We start from the raw sequence: 17,231 nt of genomic DNA, 5'->3' as shown, positions 1-17,231 counted from the left end.
CGCAGCGACTGCACGTCACTGTACACCCGGTCCCACAACGTCAATACCCGATGGCACAACAGCAATACCCGGTCGCACGACCTCGATACACACCCTTCCGCACGAGGGCTCTGAGATCGGTCCGGACCTCGTTTCATACGGATTACTGTAACGGGTTACCGGCGCAACCGCAGAACGAGACGCGGTTGCGCCGGAAACGACTTCCAGTAAACCGTATCAGTGGTTGCGACAGCTCGAGTCCTCGGCCGACTGCTTCCATTCGCCGATGCCGGAGGGATCGAGGTGGACGTGTGCGTCTCCGACGTCCTCGAGCCCCCGCAGACGGTCGACCAGCGCCGATTCGATGTCGTGGGCCTCCCGGAACGGCATGTCGCCGTCGACCTCGACGTGGACCTCCACCTCGAGGACGGTCCCGTCGTAGAAGACGGTCAGGTCGTGGACGCCCTCGACGGCGGGGTGGCCCCCCAGGCAGTCGGTGATCTCGGCGCGTTTCTGCGGGCCGGGTGCGGCACCGATGAGGTAATCGACGTTTTCCCTGCCGATCTCGACCCCCTGATAGACGACCAGCAGGCTGACGAGCCCGCCCGCGATGGGGTCGAGCATCGGGAGATCGACCAGTACGCCGAGGACGCCGACGATCGCAGCGACCGAGGTATAGATGTCGTTCAGACAGTCTTTCGCGAGCGCCGCGAGCGCGGTCGACTGCAGGGACTCGTTGATGCCGATCGTGTAGCGATAGACCAGATACATATCGGCGATCGAGAACGCGAGCGCCACGAGCAACAGGACGCTGAACTCGATATCGGGGCCGGCGACGAGCCCCTCGACGGACCGGTAGAGCAGGTTCAGTCCGAGCAGTGCGATCACCGCGCCGACGAACAGCGCCGTCAGGGGCTCGATTCGAGTGTGGCCGTGTGGGTGGGTATCGTCGGGTTCGTCGAACGCGCTTCGCCCCCAGACGAGGACGACGACGCTCGCGACGAGATCCGCGACGGAGTGGGCCGCGTCGGCGAGCAGTGCGACGCTCCCGAAGGCGTACCCCGCCGCTCCCTCGACGACGATTTTCACGACGTTGCCGAGGACGTTCGCCCACGACGCCCGCGCGAACGCACTCCGGCCGCCGTCCGCGCCACCGGCTTCGGACATGGCTGCCCCTAGAGCCAGTCTAACCTTGGGTCTTTTCGTTCCGGTCCTCGAGTCGATGGCAGCCCCATCGCAACGATCAAGACGAGCCACTGAGAGGGAGCAGACGACTGGGCGCTGGGGGTCGTCCGATACAACCGCCGAACGGGTCGTGCCGGCTCGCATCCCTGGTCGATGCAACACGTACCACGCGTCGATCGGCTGACGGTCCCGCCGAACACCGCCATGACAGACGCTCATCCCATCGTTCGACTCGAGACGCTCGCATTGATCGCCGTCGGCGGCTTCGCCGGCTCGAACCTCCGGTTCTTCGTGATGGGGCTGTTCCCGGACGTGCCGTCGGTCGTCCTCGTCAACGCCGTGGGGAGCGCCGTCCTCGCCGTGGTGGTGTACGAGGCCGAGTACACGGGCCATCTCACGTCCCGAACCCGGCTCGTCTTCACGACGGGGTTTCTCTCCTCGCTGACGACCTACAGCACGTTCGCGCTCCAGGCCGCGCTCGCCTCGAGTCCCCTCGCGGTGGTGGGCATCGTCGCCGCGAACTACGGACTCGGAGTCACCGGCGTGCTCGTGGGACGGGGGATCGCGCGCCGAATCGCGGGCCCGCGCTCGGCAGGCGGTGAGCCAGTATGAGTTCGATCGGAACGGGCCTCTCGGCGCTCGTCGCCCTCGATCCCGACCCGGCCCACGTCGTCGGTACCGGCGGCGCGATCGGCGCGATCCTCCGGTACTGGGTCGGCCAGCGAATCGCCGGACGGGTCCCGAACGACCGCCTGCCCCTCTCGACGTTCGTGGTCAACGTCGTCGGCAGCTTTCTCTTTGGCATCGCCGTCTTTACCGGTGTGAGTGAATCGACGCTCCGGCTCGTCGGAACCGGTATCTGTGGGTCGTTCACCACGTTCTCCTCGTTCTCCGTCGAAACGGTTCGGCTGTACGAACGCGGCGACCGCGTCCGTGCGATCGGCAACGCCACGGCCAATCTCGCCGGGTCGCTCGCGGCGATAACCCTTGCCTGGGGAGCCGTCGCCGTCGCCCCCGTCTGAGACGGACTCCTGTCGGTCAGCGCCGGTCCAGCCGCGACCCGCCCACGGTGTGCCGGGACCCGGCGACAGCAGCCCGGCTGAAAACCGACCGCCGCACGGGAGCGCCTCCGTTAGCGATCGTTCAGAAACGGTACCGATCCACACGGTTTCGAGCGATTCGGTCGCGTTCGATCCACGGTAGGTTTATGGTTGGACTCCGTCATTCGCCGCTATGGAGGCTCGCCGAGACGCGTGGCGCATCTACCGCGAGTCACTCCCGATTCTCATCGTCAGCCTCGCTGGCGGGATTTTCGCAGGGTCAGTACTCGGCTCCGAGGGAATGACCGAAGGGTTCGAACGGTTTCCGGGCCTGTTGTTGTTACTCCCGGCCTTCCTCGCGACCCGCGGGAACGTCTACGGCGCGATGGGGGCGCGGATCTCGAGTGGGCTCCACCAGGGGATGATCGATCCGTCGTTCTCGTGGAATCGGCGGCTGGTCAACGCCGTCGCCGCCTCCTTTATCAACGGGATCGGCATCTCGGTGTTCATCGCCGTCCTCTCGTGGGTCATCCTGTGGGTACTGGGACGAGACTCCGCTGGGTTGATCGAACTCGTCGGCATCATGCTGATCTCGGGCGTCCTGACCTCGACGACGCTGATCTTCGGCTTGCTGGCGCTGGTCTTTGCGAGCTACGAGCGCGGGCTCGACCCCGATAACCTGATCGGGCCGATCGTTACCACGCTCGGCGACGTCTTCGGCGTCGTCTTCCTGTTCGTCGCGATCACCGTCGTCGGGGTGGCGTTCTAATGGCAGCCACCGGCCCCGACGAACCGACCGACACCTGGTCGATTCGCAGCATCGTCGCCACGATGTTTCCCATCCTGCTCGTCCTCTCGATGCTCGAGATGGGATCCGGGTACGTCCTCGAGGAACTCGAGGAGACCTACATCGCGAACCCTACGTTGCTGGTGCTCGTCCCGGTGATGATCGGGATGGGCGGCAACCTCGGCGCGATCCTCTCCTCGCGGCTCTCGACGCGACTCCACCTGGGGCTCCTCGAGTTCGATCCTCGAGACGACGTTCTCTGGACGAACGTTCTGGCGATCCTGGGACTGGCAGCGACGATCTTCACGGCGCTTGGCATCACCGCCTGGCTGGTCGGCCACCTCATCGCGACACCGATGGCGCTTGCCGACCTCCTGCTCATCTCGGTCGTCAGCGGCATGTCGCTCGCCGTGATCGCGATCGTCCTCAGTATCGCCGCGACCTACGTCTCCTACACGCAGGGGCTCGATCCCGACGACACGACGATTCCGGTCGTCACGAACCTCTGTGACATCCTCGGCGTGATCGTCCTCTCTGGGGTCGCGATCGTCGTCCTGAACTGAGACGGACTGCCGGGACACGTCCGAGGCGACGGTCCAAGCGAAATGACTCGCGTCTCACGGGCAGTAGATGGCTCCAGAAGGGACGTTCTCCCGTCGTATCTTCACCTTGTGACCAGAACCACTTAAAGCGGAGCCACAGCGGGCAGTCGTCGACGGCCCACGTTGGTTACGCCGACGCGAGCTCGCGGAACGCCGCCGCGGCCGTTCTGGTCCCCTTCGAGATGAGTACGTCGCCGCCGCGCAGTTCGGCGTCGGCGTCGGCGACCAGCAGCCATCCCTCGCCCGGCCGGCGGATGGCGATCACCGACATCGTCGACTCGGCGTCGGGAACCCCCGCAGTCACGTCGGTGCCGTCGAGGTCGCTCCCCTCGGTGACCTCGACACGGGTGATGATCTCGTCGCTCTCCTGAACGGCGACCTGTACGACCGGGTGGACATCGATATCCCGGAGGACGCCCTCGCTGATCTCGATCGCGGCGTCGCTGATCCGCTCCGTACAGCTCCCCAGTTGGATCAGTCCACGCAGGGAGACCGGATCCGGCGCGTCGGCGGCCGCCCGGAGCGTCCAGGCCTCGAAGCGCGACTGCATCGCGTCGACCTCGACCTCAAGGTTGCGGACCTCTTCGGCGAGTTCCTCGCTGTCGAAGAGGACGCTGCTGTAGGCCAGATCGACCGCCAGTTCGGAGAAATCCTTCATGTGGATGATCGTGTCCACGGCCCGCTCGAGGTCGTCGATGTCGGGCGTCTCGGCGGTCGGTGCCTCGTAGACCTTGCCGGTCATCGTCTCGCAGACGTCACCGATCGCCATGTCGGGGCCCCGGAGGAGTGCGACGTCGTCGGCCTCGACGCGGGTCGTCGGGCCGGGATTGAGCAGCCAGTCGCTGCCCCGCCGAAGCGCGATCACGCGCACGCCGGTCTCGGACTCGAGATCGATGTCCTCGAGCGTTCGCCCGGCGTAGGGGGAGTCCGCCGCGACGACGCCCCGCAGGAGCGCTTCGGCGGCGTCGGGGAGTGCGGCCCGCATCGCCTCCGGCAGGCCCATATCCTCGAGGACGATCTTCGCGATGTCGCCCGCGGCGTCGCTGATCGCGTCCGCGGCCCCGACGATCCCCAGGACGGGCGCGAGCTGTTCCGCGTCGGCCGGCTTCCGGGCGGCCATCAGGAGGCTCATCCGCGCGCGAAGCTCGAGGACGTTCATCCGCTCTTCGAGTCGGAGCACCTCCGTTGCCAGCGGCTCGCTCCGGTGGAGCACGGCCGAGTACGAGAGGTCGATCAACAGCTCGGCGGTGTCTTTCATCTCGACGAGCACGTCTTTGACGCTGACGGGCTCGTACTCGATCGGGGCCGACGATGCCTCGCCCTCGAGCGGGTCCATACCTCGAGAGTCGACCCGCCGACCAAAAAAGCGTTTCCCGCCGGCCGGTTGCGGTGCGCCCGGCGGACGCCCTTCCGACACGGTTTTGCCCGGGCGCGAAGAACGCACGATCAATGCTCGACCGGACCTATCTGCGCGAGAACCCCGACGAGGTACGCGAGGCCCTCGACGACCGTGGGGCTGACGTCGATGTCGACGAGTTCCTCGAACTCGACGAACGCTGGCGGGAGCTGAAAGCCCGCGGCGACGACCTGCGCCACGACCGCAATCAGGTCTCGAAGAAGATCGGCGAACTCGTCGCCGAAGGGAAAGACGAAGAGCGCGAGGAAGCCCTCGAGCGCTCGCGGGAACTCAAAGCCGAGATCGAGGAAATCGAGGACGAGGGCGCAGCCCTCGAGGACGAACTCCGGGAACGGCTGTTCGAGATCCCACAGATCCCCCACGAGAGCGTTCCGCTGGGCGTCGACGAACGCCACAACGTCGAGGACCGACGGTGGGGCTTCGACGAACCCCACGACCTCCCCGACGAGGTCACCCCCCACTACGAACTCGGCGAGGAACTGGACATCATCGACGAGGAACGCGCCGCCAAGACCACCGGCGCGGGCTTTTACTTCCTCAAAGGAGAGGGCGCACAGCTCGAACACGCCCTGATCCAGTTCATGATGGACGTCCACCGCGAGCAGGGGTACGTCGACGTCTTCCCGCCGGTTCCAGTCAAGAGCACGTCCATGCGGGGTACCGGCCAGCTCCCGAAGTTCGCCGACGACGCCTACCGGCTGGGCGGGAGCAACGAGGAAGCGTACGAGGACGACGACCTCTGGCTCTGTCCCACCGCGGAGGTCCCCGTCACCAACATGTACGCCGGCGAGATCCTGCTGGACGACGACCTCCCGCTGAAACACCAGGCCTACACGCCGAACTTCCGCCGTGAGGCCGGCGAGCACGGCACCGAAACGCGAGGCATCGTCCGCGTCCACCAGTTCAACAAGGTCGAACTCGTCAACTTCGTCGAGCCCGAGGAGAGCTACGACCGCCTCGAGGAACTCCTCGGGGAAGCCGAAGAAGTTCTCAAACGGCTCGAGCTCCCCTACCGCATCCTCGATCTCTGTACCGGCGACCTGACCTTCGCCAGCGCCAAGACCTACGACATCGAGGTCTGGGCTCCCGGCGACGACATGGACGACGGCCCCGACGAGGGCGGCCGCTGGCTCGAGGTCTCCTCGGCCTCGAACTTCGAGGACTTCCAGGCCCGCCGCGCCGGCCTGCGTTACCGGCCCGAGCGCCACGAATCGGCCGAGTATCTGCACACCCTGAACGCCTCCGGGCTCGCGATCCCCCGGGTCATGGTCGCCATCCTCGAGTACTACCAGAACGAGGACGGCACGGTGACGATCCCCGAGCCCCTGCGGCCGTACATGGGCGGCAAGGAACGCATCGAGGGCCACGAGAAGGTCGGCGAATCCGCGGTGGGTGCAGGCGAGCGAGAGTGAGCGCCGTTCGGTCGTCCGGCACTGACGCGTAACGCGATGTCACGTCGAGCGCGGACCCCGCTCGAGTGCCGTGATCGACGGTCGCCGTTCTGACAGCGGAAAAACTATACTCTGGAAACGACACTGATATGTATGCACGTCAGTATCCATCAGAAAGTAATCGCATCCGTCGTCGGAATACTGATGATCCTCGGGATGCTCCTGTTCTCGTGGTTACTCGCGCTGCTGACTGCACTGGTGATGATTCCTCTCTACGTAAAGATCTTGACAGCGTAACGACACGGGGTGTCGTCGCTTCGGGCCGAATGAGCCACCGGCGGGAGGAAACGGCTCAGTTCGGAGAGAGGGCACCCGAGAGTTGGGGCCCTCGAGAGCCCGATTCGAACGAACGGAGAGCGATCCGAAAGCGAGTCGGCAGCGAGTTATATGTAGTCGATGCTCGGCGGCAACTCGAGCTTCATGCCCTTGCGCTCGCGGATCTCCATGATCTTGTCGCGCTGGAGCGAGTCGGACATGACCTCGAAGCCGGCGTTCTCGGTGTTCCAGGAGGCGCGGCCCTCGGTTGCGGAGCGAATGTCGCTCGCGAAGCCGATCATCTCGCCGACGGGCGCGATGCCCTCGACGACCATCAGATCGCCTTCCTGGTACATGTCGTCGACGCGGCCACGGCGGCCCTGAATCTCGCCCGAGGCTGCGCCCATGTGGTCGTTGGGCACGTCGATGCGGACGTCCTGCATCGGCTCGAGCATCTTGATCCGACCGTCGATGAGCGCCTTGTGGAGCGCGTTTCGGGTCGCGGGGATGACCTGTGCCGGACCGCGGTGGATGGTGTCCTCGTGGAGTCGCGCGTCGTGGAGACGGATGAGCGTCCCCTGCACCGGCTCGTTCGCCAGCGGACCGTTGTCGAGGGCTTCCTCGAGCCCCTCGATCACGAGTTCCATCGTCTCGTTCAGGTGCTGGATCCCCTTCGTGTCGTCGATGAGGATGTTCGTCCCGTGCATGTGCTCGACGTTCTGGGACGTATCCTTGTCCATGCCGGCCTCCTGCAGGGCCTCGCGGCGGTCCTGCTCGGGCATGTCCATCGAGGCCTCGCCGAGCTGGATCGTCTCGACGAGGTCGTCCGTCATCGGTTCGATGGAGATGTAGAAGCGGTTGTGTCGGTTCGGCGAGATCCCCTCGACCTGGTCGCTGGCCTCCTGGGGCTGCTCGCGGTAGACGACGATCGGTTCGCCGGTGTTGACCGGGATGCCCTGGTTCTTCTCGATACGCTGGGTGATGACCTCGAGGTGGAGCTCACCCTGCCCGGAGATCAGGTGTTCGCCCGTCTCCTCGTTGATCTCGATCTGGATCGTCGGGTCCTCCTTGGAGACCTGTCGGAGCGTCTCGATCAGCTTCGGCAGGTCGTCCATGTTCTTCGCCTCGACGGACTTCGTAATGACCGGCTCGGAGATGTGCTCGATCGTCTCGAACGGCGTCATCTCGACGCTGGAGACGGTCGAGCCGGCGATCGCGTCCTTGAGACCGGTGACGGCGGCGATGTTTCCGGCTGGAACTTCCTCGACTTCCTCGCGCTCGCCACCCATGTAGACGCCCACGGACTGGACGCGGTTCTTGCCCGCCGTCCCGGAGACGTACAGTTCCTGCCCCTTCTCGAGGGTGCCCGAGAAGACGCGGCCACTGGCGACTTCGCCCGCGTGGGGGTCCATCGCGATGTCGGTGACCATCAGGACGACCTCGCCGTCCTCGTCGACGAGGCGCATCGAGTCGGCGAGATCCGACTCGGCGTCGCCGCGCCAGATACGCGGAATACGACGGGGCTGTGCGTTGACCGGGTTCGGGAAGTGCTCACAGACCATGTCGAGCACGACGTCCGACAGCGGCGTCCGCTCGTGGAGCTCTTGACGCTTGTCGGCGCGCTCGAGTTCCATGATCTCGGCGAAGTCCATCCCGGTGCGCTGCATCGACGGCATGGAGACGCCCCACTTGTACAGTGCGGAGCCGAAACCGACGGTCCCCTCTTCGACGGAGACTGTCCAGTCGTCGATGTCGTCCATGTCCTCGGTCATCCCGCGGATGAGTTCGTTGACGTCGCGGATGACCGCGAGGAGTCGCTCCTGCATCTCCTCGGGCCCCTCCTGGAGCTCGGAGATGAGGCGGTCGACCTTGTTGATGAACAGGGTCGGCTTGACGCCCTCTCGGAGCGCCTGCCGAAGCACCGTCTCGGTCTGGGGCATCGCCCCTTCGACGGCGTCGACGACGACGAGCGCACCGTCGACGGCGCGCATCGCTCGGGTCACGTCGCCACCGAAGTCGACGTGGCCCGGCGTGTCGATGAGGTTGATCAGGTGGTTCTGATCCTCATACTCGTGGGTCATCGAAACGTTCGCCGCGTCGATGGTGATCCCGCGTTCCTGCTCGTCTTCCTCGGTGTCCATCGCGAGCTGCTCGCCGGCAGTCTCGTCGGAGATCATGCCGGCACCTGCCAGCAGATTGTCTGTCAGCGTCGTTTTCCCGTGGTCAACGTGAGCGGCGATGGCGATGTTCCGGATGTTCTCCGGGTCGTCCATCAGCCGTTCACACTCCTGGACGATCTTCTTGCGTCGGCCCATATATCCCCCAATACCGCCAGCGGGGTCAAAAGGGTAGTGTTTCGTCGCCGCCGGATTTCGTCGCGTTTCCCGTCGCGAGCGGTGAAATATCCAATTTGAGTGAGTGAATCCGTCTCATAATGGAGGGCCGTCCGCTCCGATCGACGGCCCTCGAGCGGCGTTCGACGGAACCGGTATCGACGGAGACACGCGAACCTGCCCCGGACGACCGCACAAAAGAGTCAAATTCCGTCGGCCCCTTGCTAAGAGCACACATGGATATACGCGTCCAGGGATCGGGCCCGACCGCACCGTTCCTCAGTGCCCGCGACCTCTTCGAAACCGAACAGGAGCTCTCCTTGCCGGTCCACGTCCAGCTCCGGGACGACCCCGACGAACGGACCTGGGCCGCCCACTACGACGACCGTCACGTCCTCAACATCTCGAGACAGGCCGCCTCCTCGGCGATGGCGCGCGAACTCGCCCTCCACGAGTTCGCCCACATGGCCCGCCACGAACAGCAACACCCCTCCCACACCCAGTCGACCGAAGAGGTCCTCTATCTCGCCCTGGCCGGCAAGAGCGTCGAGCGGCGCAAGCTCTCACACTGTTACCAGATCGCAAACCACATGAAAGACATCTACGCCGACGACATCACGCTCTCGGTCGGCCCCGGCGAGAAACTGCTCGCCTTCCTCGAGTCGAGTCTCGCGACGGCAGTCGCCGACCGCCCGGGGACGCCGCCGCGACCGGGCTTCGAGCGGCTCTCCGCGAGCGCCGATCCGGAGATTACGGCCGTCAACGCGGCGTTCGCGTTGGCGCTCGCGGAACGACACGACCTCGTCGACGAGGACCACCGCTTGTACGACCTCGCACACGCGGCCGCGATGGACGCCCCCGAAATCGACTTCGAGGGGTTCAAACGCCGATTCCGGGAACTCGTGCGGGAACCCGATACGAGCACCTACCGCCAGGTCCTCGTCGACGCGACCCGCTCGTACGTCGGTAACGGGCAACGCGCCGCCGACTGAGTCACCGCACCCGAACGGCTCGTCCGGCAGGTGATACGACCGACGGAACCACCCGACGACCTCAGAATCGTTCTCGCGGCTGCACGATGCCTGAGGCCACACATTTTGACCCAAATATCCACTACATTATGGTATAGGATAGCGAAACATATCAGTAATGCTCTCTGGAACGGACTGCTCAGGGAACAGGGAGGGATTCTCCGACGTATTATTGCGACCGAAGCATCGGAAGGTGAGCGTTCTCGTCGTCGGTTCCGTTCGTCCCGACCAACGTCGGAACGCCTGTCAGTAGTTGATGGGCTGTGGGGTCGAGCGGGACCGGCGACGCGCCCTCGTCTCGATGACCGGCGGCCCCCACCGCGTCTCGTGGTTCGTCGAGGACGGCGGGTTGAAGACGCGTTCGGTCGTCACCTACGACACGCAGGCCAGGAGTACCGCGGCGGCCGGGGTGACGGCACCACCGTCGATCGAACCGGTCTCGACCGAGACCAAAACTCTCGCCGAACTCGGCATCGCTATCTCGAACGCCATCGAATCCTACGAGACGGACGCCGACGGACTCGAGCCGACCGAGATCAGGGTGAGAATGGACTCGCTGCTTCCGCCGCTCGAGGAGTACGGCAGACAGCGGGTGTTCAAGTTTCTCCATTCTATCAACGGGCGAATGAGAGACGTTGACGGAATGGCACACTATTACCTGCAGGTCGAACGGGCGAGATCGACGATCCATAATTGGGTACAGAAAGCCGATCTACAGCCGACAACGGGAAGCCAGCCGGATCACGTTGCGCTCGACGAAATCATGATCCAACTCGACGATCGGCACTACTGGCTGTATGCTGCTGTCGACCCCGAAACCAACGAATTTCTCCATTTCAAGCACTATCCAACGCGTACAACCGCACTTCCTGAGATGTTTCCCCACGAACTCAGCGAGAAACACGACATCGAAGATGCCGTGTTTCTCGTCGATTCCGTTCCATGGCTCAACGCTACACTCCATCACCTCGGGCTTCGATTTCGATACGAAACACATGGAAATCGGAGCACTGTCGAACGTCTCTTTCAAGAGATACAACGACGTACCTCCCGGTTTGGAAACTGCTTTAGAAACGCCGATCCAGCAACCGGTGAAACATGGCTGCAGAGCTACGCATACTGCTGGAACCAGCTAATCTGAACAATACCCCCACGCCTCCTGGTAGAACTATTTCCGTGTTCAATTTCCGTTGCTGTCAATAGCGGCTGCGAACGCGTCTTCGAGTGATGCCCGTTCGATTTCGAAGTCCGCGATACCGCATTCGGACTCGGCGAGTTCCGAGATAATCTCGGCGTGTGTATCCGGGCCGGAATAGTCGACGATCAGTTTCTCGCCTGTGGTCCGGGCATCTTGAACACCATCTACTGCCCGCACGCGCGCTCGGACTGAAGACGGGACTGGCTTCGTTTCGACCGTGACGATAAGGGATGACGCACTGTCGAGTTCGGCTCTGAGATCCGCGATAGACGACTGCATCAGTAGTCGACCATCTTTGAGTATCCCGACACGGTCACAGAGCGCTTCAACGTGGGTGAGTTGATGTGAAGAGACGAACACGGTCACCCCGCGTTCGTTCTCCTCGCGAATGATTTCGCGAACTCGTCTGGCACCCTCCGGATCGAGTCCGGCAATCGGTTCGTCGAGGATCAGGAGATCCGGGCTCCCGACGAGCGCCATCGCCAGTCCGAGGCGGCGGGTCATTCCGTGAGAGTACGCTCCCGCGTTCCGATCGGCCGCCTCGAGCAGACCAACGCGTTTCAAGAACCGGTCGAGGTCGGCGTCGACGCCGTATACCGAACGAACGAATTCGAGATGTTCACGCCCGGTGAGTCTGGAGTACGGTGTAAACCCCTGTGGGAGCGCTCCAGTACGAGTCTTGACCGCGACTTCTTCGTCTCGAGGGTCGTGGCCGAATAGACGGACGTTCCCGCGAGTCGGCTGTAGAAAGTTTAACAGGAGCCCGATCGTCGTCGTCTTTCCCGCACCGTTGGGACCGAGGAAGCCATACAACTCGCCGCGACGGACGGTGAGGTCGAGGTCCGCGACGGCGGTGACATCACCGAACGTTCGTGTAACGGCGTCGAGGTCGATCGCGTGGGGGTTAGGCGGTTGGTGGGTCATTGGTTGAGGGATCTCAGGTGAGTTCCATTCGTTCGAAACGCCAGCATGCATAGGACAATGGGACGACGATCCACAGAACGAGCACGACCGTCGCAACTGGCCACGAGAAGTGTATCGGAGTGTTTGCGGTGATATCCGCAAGGTCGGTACTAAAGAAGGAAACGCTAAACCGATCGATACCCATCGCGCTATCGATATGGACCCTTGGGAAGAGGTCCGAATACGGCGTCGAGACAAGTACGAAGTACGCCTGCTGTGGGTTGATTGCGTGGCCAGTGGGATGGAAACCGAGACCGGTAACCACCCCCTCGTGCCAGTTGAACGTGAATCCGACAACGGTGATGAAGACGGTTGCCGCCGCCCGTCGTGCCGTCGAGAACGACGTCGAGATCGCGACACCGATGCTTATCCAGACGAGACCGTAGGCTAACGTCACGACCGACAGCACGAGGTACCGCCACGCCGATACCGTTTCGAACCGACTCCAGATGGCGAGCCACCCGACGGCCAACGAGAGAAGAACGACGAACGAGAACACGGCCATTCGCGCGAGAACCGTTCCGAGGAGAATAGTCCGACGGGTACACGGAAGTGACAGGACAATCTCGAGACGACCGGATTCACGGGCCTGAACGATCGTTCCATAGCCGAACAAGAGACCAACCGGTGGTAGCAGTACCAGTAACGAATACCAGGAATCTACGAGTGCAAACACTCCATAGACGCCGTCGAACGTTTCTGGCTGGGTAAGAGAAATATACGTACCACCCCGAACACCGTTGCTACCGTAGATCGGTTGCACGCTCGTTACAGCGGTCCAAACCGATACGGAAAGGAGTGCTGCAAGAAGGAGCAGCTTTCGAGACCAGCGATATCGTCGAATTTCGGCTTGGAACACTCCCGCAAGTGCGCGGCACGTATGCCGCTGATTCGGCGACGATAACCGACCAAACAGTCGGGTTCGATCCGGACTCATGCACCGATCACTTCTCGGCGAAACCGGCGGTGACCGAGCACTACCGGTCCACAGATCCAGCCAACGAGGACCGGAAGCGCGAGAGACGGTGTGAAAAACGGTCCGAAACTATACTCGGTGACGGACCCATCACTCAGAGAGGCGGTAAGAGACGGGTACATGGTATCAAACGGGGCCGCAATCAGCGTCACGTACGCCTGAAACGGGTGGATGACGACGAGCGAAGAGACGCGAGAGAGCAAAAGCGCACCAGCGAATTCCAGGCCAAGATACCCGAAAACAATCCCCGTGAGACAGGCCCAGCGCGTCGAGCAGTACACGGAGAGACTACTGCCAACCGTGAGGAGACCGCCAGCGAAAATGATCGTGATCAGTCCTGCCAGAAGATGGCCGACCGGATCGAACCCCCCAACGAGTAATATTAATCCGATCCCGGAAAGGAGCACGCCGAGACCGATAGCTGCTGCGAGCCAGGCGACTCTGGCGGCAACTTTAGCTATCAGTACGTCTCGCCGAGTTAGCGGTGCTGATCCGAGTATGAATAGCGTCCCGCGCTCCCGTTCCTTCGGGAACGCCTCGTACCCATAGAGGAACGCGATCAGAGGCAAGAGAAGCACGAGGAGATCCGCCGTCTCGAGCCAGTACCGGGCGGTGGCTGACTGTCCCGACTCGAGAACGAGAAACGGGGTCACCCGTTCGGACCCGATATCACTACCGAGTACGCGCCATATCGGCCCGACGACGAGCGAGAGCACGCCTGCGGTAAGCACCCAATTCGTTACGGACCGCGAGAGGAGGCGACTCTCGAGTAGCACCACGGTTGCTACTCGAGAGCTGACAGAGGGAACAGCTATATTTCTACCATTCCTATTCATAGACATAATTACATAGAAACAGCATAAATATTTTAGTAAATGATAGCACCTGAATTGCTTTTTAATAAGGTTCGAATCACGGATTTGAATCCAGTAGTTCCGGAATGAGAAACAGATCCCTCAACATGCAGTGTTGTCCCATCGTACCAAGTGTCCTGCTCATGATCAGCAGTCGTTTCGGGAATAACCGGGAAATCGTTGTTGTAATACGAACCTACGGCTGAGGTAAGGTCGTAGTCCCAAGAATCACTAAACCAATTCGTATTAAAGGAGTCGGGGATATCACAGTCATAGATATTAGGGATATCGTGACAAGGGAATCAATCACCGAATTCCTCACCGTCACATGTATCTCCACGGACCGTCTCAAAGAAGCCAGTTGAGTCGTCGATATCGTATGTCCCACGGCTTGAGTCATACGATCGTTCGATTACAAGATTCGTTCGGCAAAGCGGACCACATTCACTAGACTTCGTTTCCACATACGTGACCGCATCGCCATTGTCGCTGAACTCCGGATCATCCAAGCCAGCGGTCCTCACGCGCCCGGAATCGGTAAGCGCGTCATCTTTAAAGTGATCCCCAGCCGATATCGTGTCCTCAGCCCTCTCAAGTGCTACATCAGTGTTGTCGAGCGATTCAACATTCGTCCCGCTAGCTGCTTTCACCCCCCTCTGAGTACTACTTTCCTGATGGGGGTTCAATGAAATAGAGTAGTTGATCTTCGTTGGGTCTTCGTTAGTCGATGGTTCAACTGTCACCATATCGTGAGCCAAGTGTATCTTTGTCCGGATCGTCTCCTGTTGGCCCCGTTTGAGGAAGATCAGAGAGGCCTCTTCGAGATCGGCACATGAGGAGGTATCAAGTTCTATCTCGTTGAGAATCTGTTTCCCACCTGCGGTCTGGCTCTCGGAAAGACTATCGTCTGCTGTGACCCCCGTTACTCCTAAAAGTGTGACTGACGTATGAAAACGCGCTGATATACAGAGAAAGAGACTGAGTAGTCGTATCTGGCTCAGTACCCAAGCTACAGTCGGCAATTATCGGTACGAGAACTGAAAACGAAAGACAGTCGGAACGTTAGCGAGCCGCCGCCGCGACGCGCTCTTTCTCTTCTTTCTGACTGACCGCGTACGTCTGGACGTCGTAGTTGGACGCGCCGATGAGTTGGCTGGCGATGGCCTCCTCGACGTCGGTCGTCGTCTTGAACGAGTCGTTATAGACGCCCTCGGCGAGGAACTTCAGCGCCTGGTCGACCCGGCGCTGCGGGGCCACGTCGACGGCCTTCGGGACCGAGATACCACCGTATTTCAGGCGGACGGTCTCCTCTCGGGGAGCCGCGTTCTCGACGGCCGTGACGAGCACCTGAATCGGGTTCTCCTCGGTGCGCTCGTGGATGATCTCGAACGCGTCACGGACGTGGTTGAGCGACTGCTGTTTCTTGCCCGTGTTCTCCTCGGTCTGCATCAGGCGGTTGATGAACCGCTCGACGATGGAGATCTGGGACTTCTTGAACTGCTTGCCGGCGTGACGACCCGCGGTGTGGGCGACGGGGGTCACCGTGATGTAGCGCTCGGTCGAGGGGTCGGTGTACTCGAGTTCGCCGAGTTCCCACGTCCCGAACAGCTTCGCCGACACGTCTGCGCCACCGGCCGGGGCGTCCGGATCCGGTTGATCTTCTGCCGCCATGGTTATCGCACCGGTTTTTCCGCGTTCCCGCGAACGAGTTCTTTCAGTGCGACGCCGTTGACCTTGTCGACCTTGTAGTTGACACCGGAGAGGTCGCCCATCGCACGACCCTTCGCCCCACCGATCCCGGCGATGGTGACTTCGTCGTGTTCGTCGATGAACGAAATAGCGCCGTCACCGGGACAGAAGGCGGTGACCTGCTTGCCGTTCTTGATCAGCTGCACTCGGACGCACTTCCGGATCGCCGAGTTGGGCTGTTTGGCTTCGATGCCGACCTTTTCGAGTACGATACCGCGAGCCTGGGGTGCACCCTCGAGCGGGTCGGACTTCTCGCGAAGTCCGCGGGCGCGGCGCGCGTAGTCAGAGTCGGACCACCGCTGATTCTGGCGGTCCTTCTTGAGCTTGCGCGCGGCGTATTTGCCGTTTGCCATGGGCGTCGCTATCCGACGGAGGCACTTAAGCGACCCGTTTCGAATCGCCGTGACGGCTCGAGAATCGGCGACGAGGGGGAACGAAGCGATTTCAGCGCGTTTCGTCGCCGGAGACGTCCGCTGGCGTCGGAACCGGTCGCGCTCGGATCGGGAGCGCTTCCGTTCGCGAGGACCGTTCGATTCCGATGCGATCGTATCGTCGGACGGACAGATCCGGCAGTCGGCACCCCGTTCGACTCGCTGCCCGCCGAGTCGCGACCCGAGTCCTGTCTCGAAGGACGGATCGATCGAACCAGATATATAATCTTACCGGATCAGCAGCTAAAGTTATTAGTTAGATCGGACATGTCGTGTACTCGTTATGGCTACACTGAACAGTTGGATCAAGCGACTCATCGGCAGCGCCGACGAGGAGTCCCAGTCCAGCGATGAACTGCAGGCAGTAGATGATCGAATCGGATTCGAAGCGTCACTCGATGACGCGGAAGTGATCGGTCGGAGTCCCCTGTCGTACGTCGCTGCTGGCGAGTCGGTCTCGTCGTTCGTGGGAAAACAGGTCTCTTCGAAACTCGCCGAATACGGACTCGAAGACATCGAACCCGACGAGTGGTATCCGCTCCAGATCCCGCTCGCCATGCTGTACGATATGCGCGACGAGTACGGCGGCGTCAGAATGCGGAACATGGGCCAGAACGTCCCCGAGCACGTCGAATTTCCGCCGGATCTCTCCGAAGTGGATAACGCGTTACGGGCGATCGATACGGCCTACCACCAGAATCACCGCGGCAGCGAGATCGGCTCCTACGAGTTCCGGAAAGAAGGAGCGAACGAGGGAGTGATGATCTGTGAGAACCCCTATCCGTGTGAGTTCGACAAGGGACTCATCAAGGGCGTCGCGAAGAAGTTCGCCAACAGCCCCGTACAGGTCGAGGAAGTCGGCGACCAGTGTCGGTCGGACGGCGATCACCGCTGTGAGTATCGCGTCGAATGGCTCTGAGCGGTCTCGTATCGTAACCGACGACGGAGCCGTTCGAACCGATCGCACCGGTTCCGGAACG

17 protein-coding genes are annotated in these 17,231 nt (G+C 62.1%); 8 read left to right on the top strand and 9 right to left on the bottom strand.

The window, feature by feature from the left end:
- Positions 1 to 216: 216 nt before the first annotated feature.
- Positions 217 to 1,146 carry a cation diffusion facilitator family transporter gene (locus CP557_RS17220; RefSeq protein ID WP_097381038.1) on the bottom strand — a complete coding sequence of 310 codons (930 nt, stop codon included), beginning with the start codon at positions 1,144 to 1,146 and terminating at the stop codon, positions 217 to 219.
- Positions 1,147 to 1,368: 222 nt separating this feature from the next.
- Here CP557_RS17220 and CP557_RS17215 point away from each other — a divergent pair, with 222 nt between their 5' ends.
- The 4 genes from CP557_RS17215 (at position 1,369) to CP557_RS17200 (ending at position 3,554) form a co-directional block, all read left to right on the top strand.
- Positions 1,369 to 1,776 carry a CrcB family protein gene (locus CP557_RS17215; RefSeq protein ID WP_097381696.1) on the top strand — a complete coding sequence of 136 codons (408 nt, stop codon included), beginning with the start codon at positions 1,369 to 1,371 and terminating at the stop codon, positions 1,774 to 1,776.
- The gene (gene crcB / locus CP557_RS17210) at positions 1,773 to 2,186 is read left to right on the top strand and encodes a fluoride efflux transporter CrcB (RefSeq protein WP_097381037.1); all 414 of its coding nucleotides are present in this window, start codon (positions 1,773 to 1,775) and stop codon (positions 2,184 to 2,186) included. The genes CP557_RS17215 and crcB overlap by 4 nt, the downstream gene beginning before the upstream one ends.
- Positions 2,187 to 2,397: 211 nt before the next feature.
- Positions 2,398 to 2,973, top strand: coding sequence for a magnesium transporter (locus CP557_RS17205; protein ID WP_097381036.1), 576 nt, complete (start codon positions 2,398 to 2,400; stop codon positions 2,971 to 2,973).
- On the top strand, positions 2,973 to 3,554 hold the full coding sequence (locus CP557_RS17200; RefSeq protein WP_097381035.1) for a magnesium transporter: 582 nt from the start codon (positions 2,973 to 2,975) through the stop codon (positions 3,552 to 3,554). The genes CP557_RS17205 and CP557_RS17200 overlap by 1 nt, the downstream gene beginning before the upstream one ends.
- 166 nt (positions 3,555 to 3,720) lie before the next feature.
- Here the strand turns inward: CP557_RS17200 and CP557_RS17195 are convergent, their stop codons facing one another.
- Positions 3,721 to 4,929, bottom strand: a complete 1,209-nt coding sequence (locus tag CP557_RS17195; RefSeq protein WP_097381034.1) for a potassium channel family protein — start codon at positions 4,927 to 4,929, stop codon at positions 3,721 to 3,723.
- A gap of 113 nt (positions 4,930 to 5,042) precedes the next feature.
- Here CP557_RS17195 and serS point away from each other — a divergent pair, with 113 nt between their 5' ends.
- Positions 5,043 to 6,422, top strand: coding sequence for a serine--tRNA ligase (gene serS / locus CP557_RS17190; protein WP_097381033.1), 1,380 nt, complete (start codon positions 5,043 to 5,045; stop codon positions 6,420 to 6,422).
- A 422-nt stretch (positions 6,423 to 6,844) separates the two neighbouring features.
- On the opposite strand, the gene CP557_RS17185 is transcribed toward serS, so the two are convergent.
- Positions 6,845 to 9,031 (bottom strand): elongation factor EF-2, encoded by a 2,187-nt coding sequence (locus tag CP557_RS17185; protein WP_097381032.1) that lies wholly within the window; start codon positions 9,029 to 9,031, stop codon positions 6,845 to 6,847.
- 254 nt (positions 9,032 to 9,285) lie between these two features.
- On the opposite strand from CP557_RS17185, the gene CP557_RS17180 reads away from it, so the two are divergent.
- On the top strand, positions 9,286 to 10,041 hold the full coding sequence (locus CP557_RS17180) for a DUF5781 family protein (RefSeq protein ID WP_097381031.1): 756 nt from the start codon (positions 9,286 to 9,288) through the stop codon (positions 10,039 to 10,041).
- Between the two features lie 295 nt (positions 10,042 to 10,336).
- Complete coding sequence (locus CP557_RS23585) at positions 10,337 to 11,221, top strand: IS6 family transposase (protein ID WP_097381030.1); 885 nt, start codon at positions 10,337 to 10,339, stop codon at positions 11,219 to 11,221.
- A gap of 39 nt (positions 11,222 to 11,260) precedes the next feature.
- On the opposite strand, the gene CP557_RS17170 is transcribed toward CP557_RS23585, so the two are convergent.
- From CP557_RS17170 to CP557_RS17150, 6 genes are all read right to left on the bottom strand, one after another.
- Complete coding sequence (locus CP557_RS17170) at positions 11,261 to 12,202, bottom strand: ABC transporter ATP-binding protein (RefSeq protein ID WP_097381029.1); 942 nt, start codon at positions 12,200 to 12,202, stop codon at positions 11,261 to 11,263.
- A 13-nt stretch (positions 12,203 to 12,215) separates the two neighbouring features.
- Positions 12,216 to 13,178, bottom strand: coding sequence for an ABC transporter permease (locus CP557_RS17165; protein ID WP_097381028.1), 963 nt, complete (start codon positions 13,176 to 13,178; stop codon positions 12,216 to 12,218).
- Positions 13,175 to 13,996: an ABC transporter permease subunit gene (locus CP557_RS17160; protein ID WP_169924400.1), complete on the bottom strand. Its 822-nt coding sequence runs from the start codon at positions 13,994 to 13,996 to the stop codon at positions 13,175 to 13,177. The genes CP557_RS17165 and CP557_RS17160 overlap by 4 nt, the downstream gene beginning before the upstream one ends.
- A gap of 377 nt (positions 13,997 to 14,373) precedes the next feature.
- On the bottom strand, positions 14,374 to 15,093 hold the full coding sequence (locus CP557_RS22250) for a hypothetical protein (RefSeq protein ID WP_143825086.1): 720 nt from the start codon (positions 15,091 to 15,093) through the stop codon (positions 14,374 to 14,376).
- A gap of 40 nt (positions 15,094 to 15,133) precedes the next feature.
- Complete coding sequence (locus tag CP557_RS17155) at positions 15,134 to 15,742, bottom strand: 30S ribosomal protein S7 (RefSeq protein WP_097381026.1); 609 nt, start codon at positions 15,740 to 15,742, stop codon at positions 15,134 to 15,136.
- Between the two features lie 2 nt (positions 15,743 to 15,744).
- Positions 15,745 to 16,173: a 30S ribosomal protein S12 gene (locus CP557_RS17150; RefSeq protein WP_004267302.1), complete on the bottom strand. Its 429-nt coding sequence runs from the start codon at positions 16,171 to 16,173 to the stop codon at positions 15,745 to 15,747.
- 361 nt (positions 16,174 to 16,534) lie between these two features.
- Between CP557_RS17150 and CP557_RS17145 the strand changes: the two genes are divergently transcribed.
- Positions 16,535 to 17,170, top strand: a complete 636-nt coding sequence (locus CP557_RS17145; RefSeq protein ID WP_097381025.1) for a 4-vinyl reductase — start codon at positions 16,535 to 16,537, stop codon at positions 17,168 to 17,170.
- Positions 17,171 to 17,231 lie beyond the last annotated feature (61 nt).

Source organism: Natrinema ejinorense (genome assembly GCF_002494345.1).
GTDB lineage: Archaea > Halobacteriota > Halobacteria > Halobacteriales > Natrialbaceae > Natrinema > Natrinema longum.
The sequence above is the reverse complement of the archived record's forward strand: the minus strand, read 5'-3'. Positions and strand labels throughout refer to the sequence as shown.

What these genes read in the sequence shown, in the direction of transcription:
- CP557_RS17150 (WP_004267302.1), bottom strand. Translation starts at nt 16,173, where the DNA reads ATGGCAAACGGCAAATACGCCGCGCGCAAGCTCAAGAAGGACCGCCAG.
- CP557_RS17205 (WP_097381036.1), top strand. Translation starts at nt 2,398, where the DNA reads ATGGAGGCTCGCCGAGACGCGTGGCGCATCTACCGCGAGTCACTCCCG.
- CP557_RS17155 (WP_097381026.1), bottom strand. Translation starts at nt 15,742, where the DNA reads ATGGCGGCAGAAGATCAACCGGATCCGGACGCCCCGGCCGGTGGCGCA.
- CP557_RS17165 (WP_097381028.1), bottom strand. Translation starts at nt 13,178, where the DNA reads ATGAGTCCGGATCGAACCCGACTGTTTGGTCGGTTATCGTCGCCGAAT.
- CP557_RS17220 (WP_097381038.1), bottom strand. Translation starts at nt 1,146, where the DNA reads ATGTCCGAAGCCGGTGGCGCGGACGGCGGCCGGAGTGCGTTCGCGCGG.
- crcB (WP_097381037.1), top strand. Translation starts at nt 1,773, where the DNA reads ATGAGTTCGATCGGAACGGGCCTCTCGGCGCTCGTCGCCCTCGATCCC.
- CP557_RS17170 (WP_097381029.1), bottom strand. Translation starts at nt 12,202, where the DNA reads ATGACCCACCAACCGCCTAACCCCCACGCGATCGACCTCGACGCCGTT.
- CP557_RS17195 (WP_097381034.1), bottom strand. Translation starts at nt 4,929, where the DNA reads ATGGACCCGCTCGAGGGCGAGGCATCGTCGGCCCCGATCGAGTACGAG.
- CP557_RS17200 (WP_097381035.1), top strand. Translation starts at nt 2,973, where the DNA reads ATGGCAGCCACCGGCCCCGACGAACCGACCGACACCTGGTCGATTCGC.
- CP557_RS17180 (WP_097381031.1), top strand. Translation starts at nt 9,286, where the DNA reads ATGGATATACGCGTCCAGGGATCGGGCCCGACCGCACCGTTCCTCAGT.
- CP557_RS23585 (WP_097381030.1), top strand. Translation starts at nt 10,337, where the DNA reads ATGGGCTGTGGGGTCGAGCGGGACCGGCGACGCGCCCTCGTCTCGATG.
- CP557_RS17215 (WP_097381696.1), top strand. Translation starts at nt 1,369, where the DNA reads ATGACAGACGCTCATCCCATCGTTCGACTCGAGACGCTCGCATTGATC.
- serS (WP_097381033.1), top strand. Translation starts at nt 5,043, where the DNA reads ATGCTCGACCGGACCTATCTGCGCGAGAACCCCGACGAGGTACGCGAG.
- CP557_RS17145 (WP_097381025.1), top strand. Translation starts at nt 16,535, where the DNA reads ATGGCTACACTGAACAGTTGGATCAAGCGACTCATCGGCAGCGCCGAC.
- CP557_RS17185 (WP_097381032.1), bottom strand. Translation starts at nt 9,031, where the DNA reads ATGGGCCGACGCAAGAAGATCGTCCAGGAGTGTGAACGGCTGATGGAC.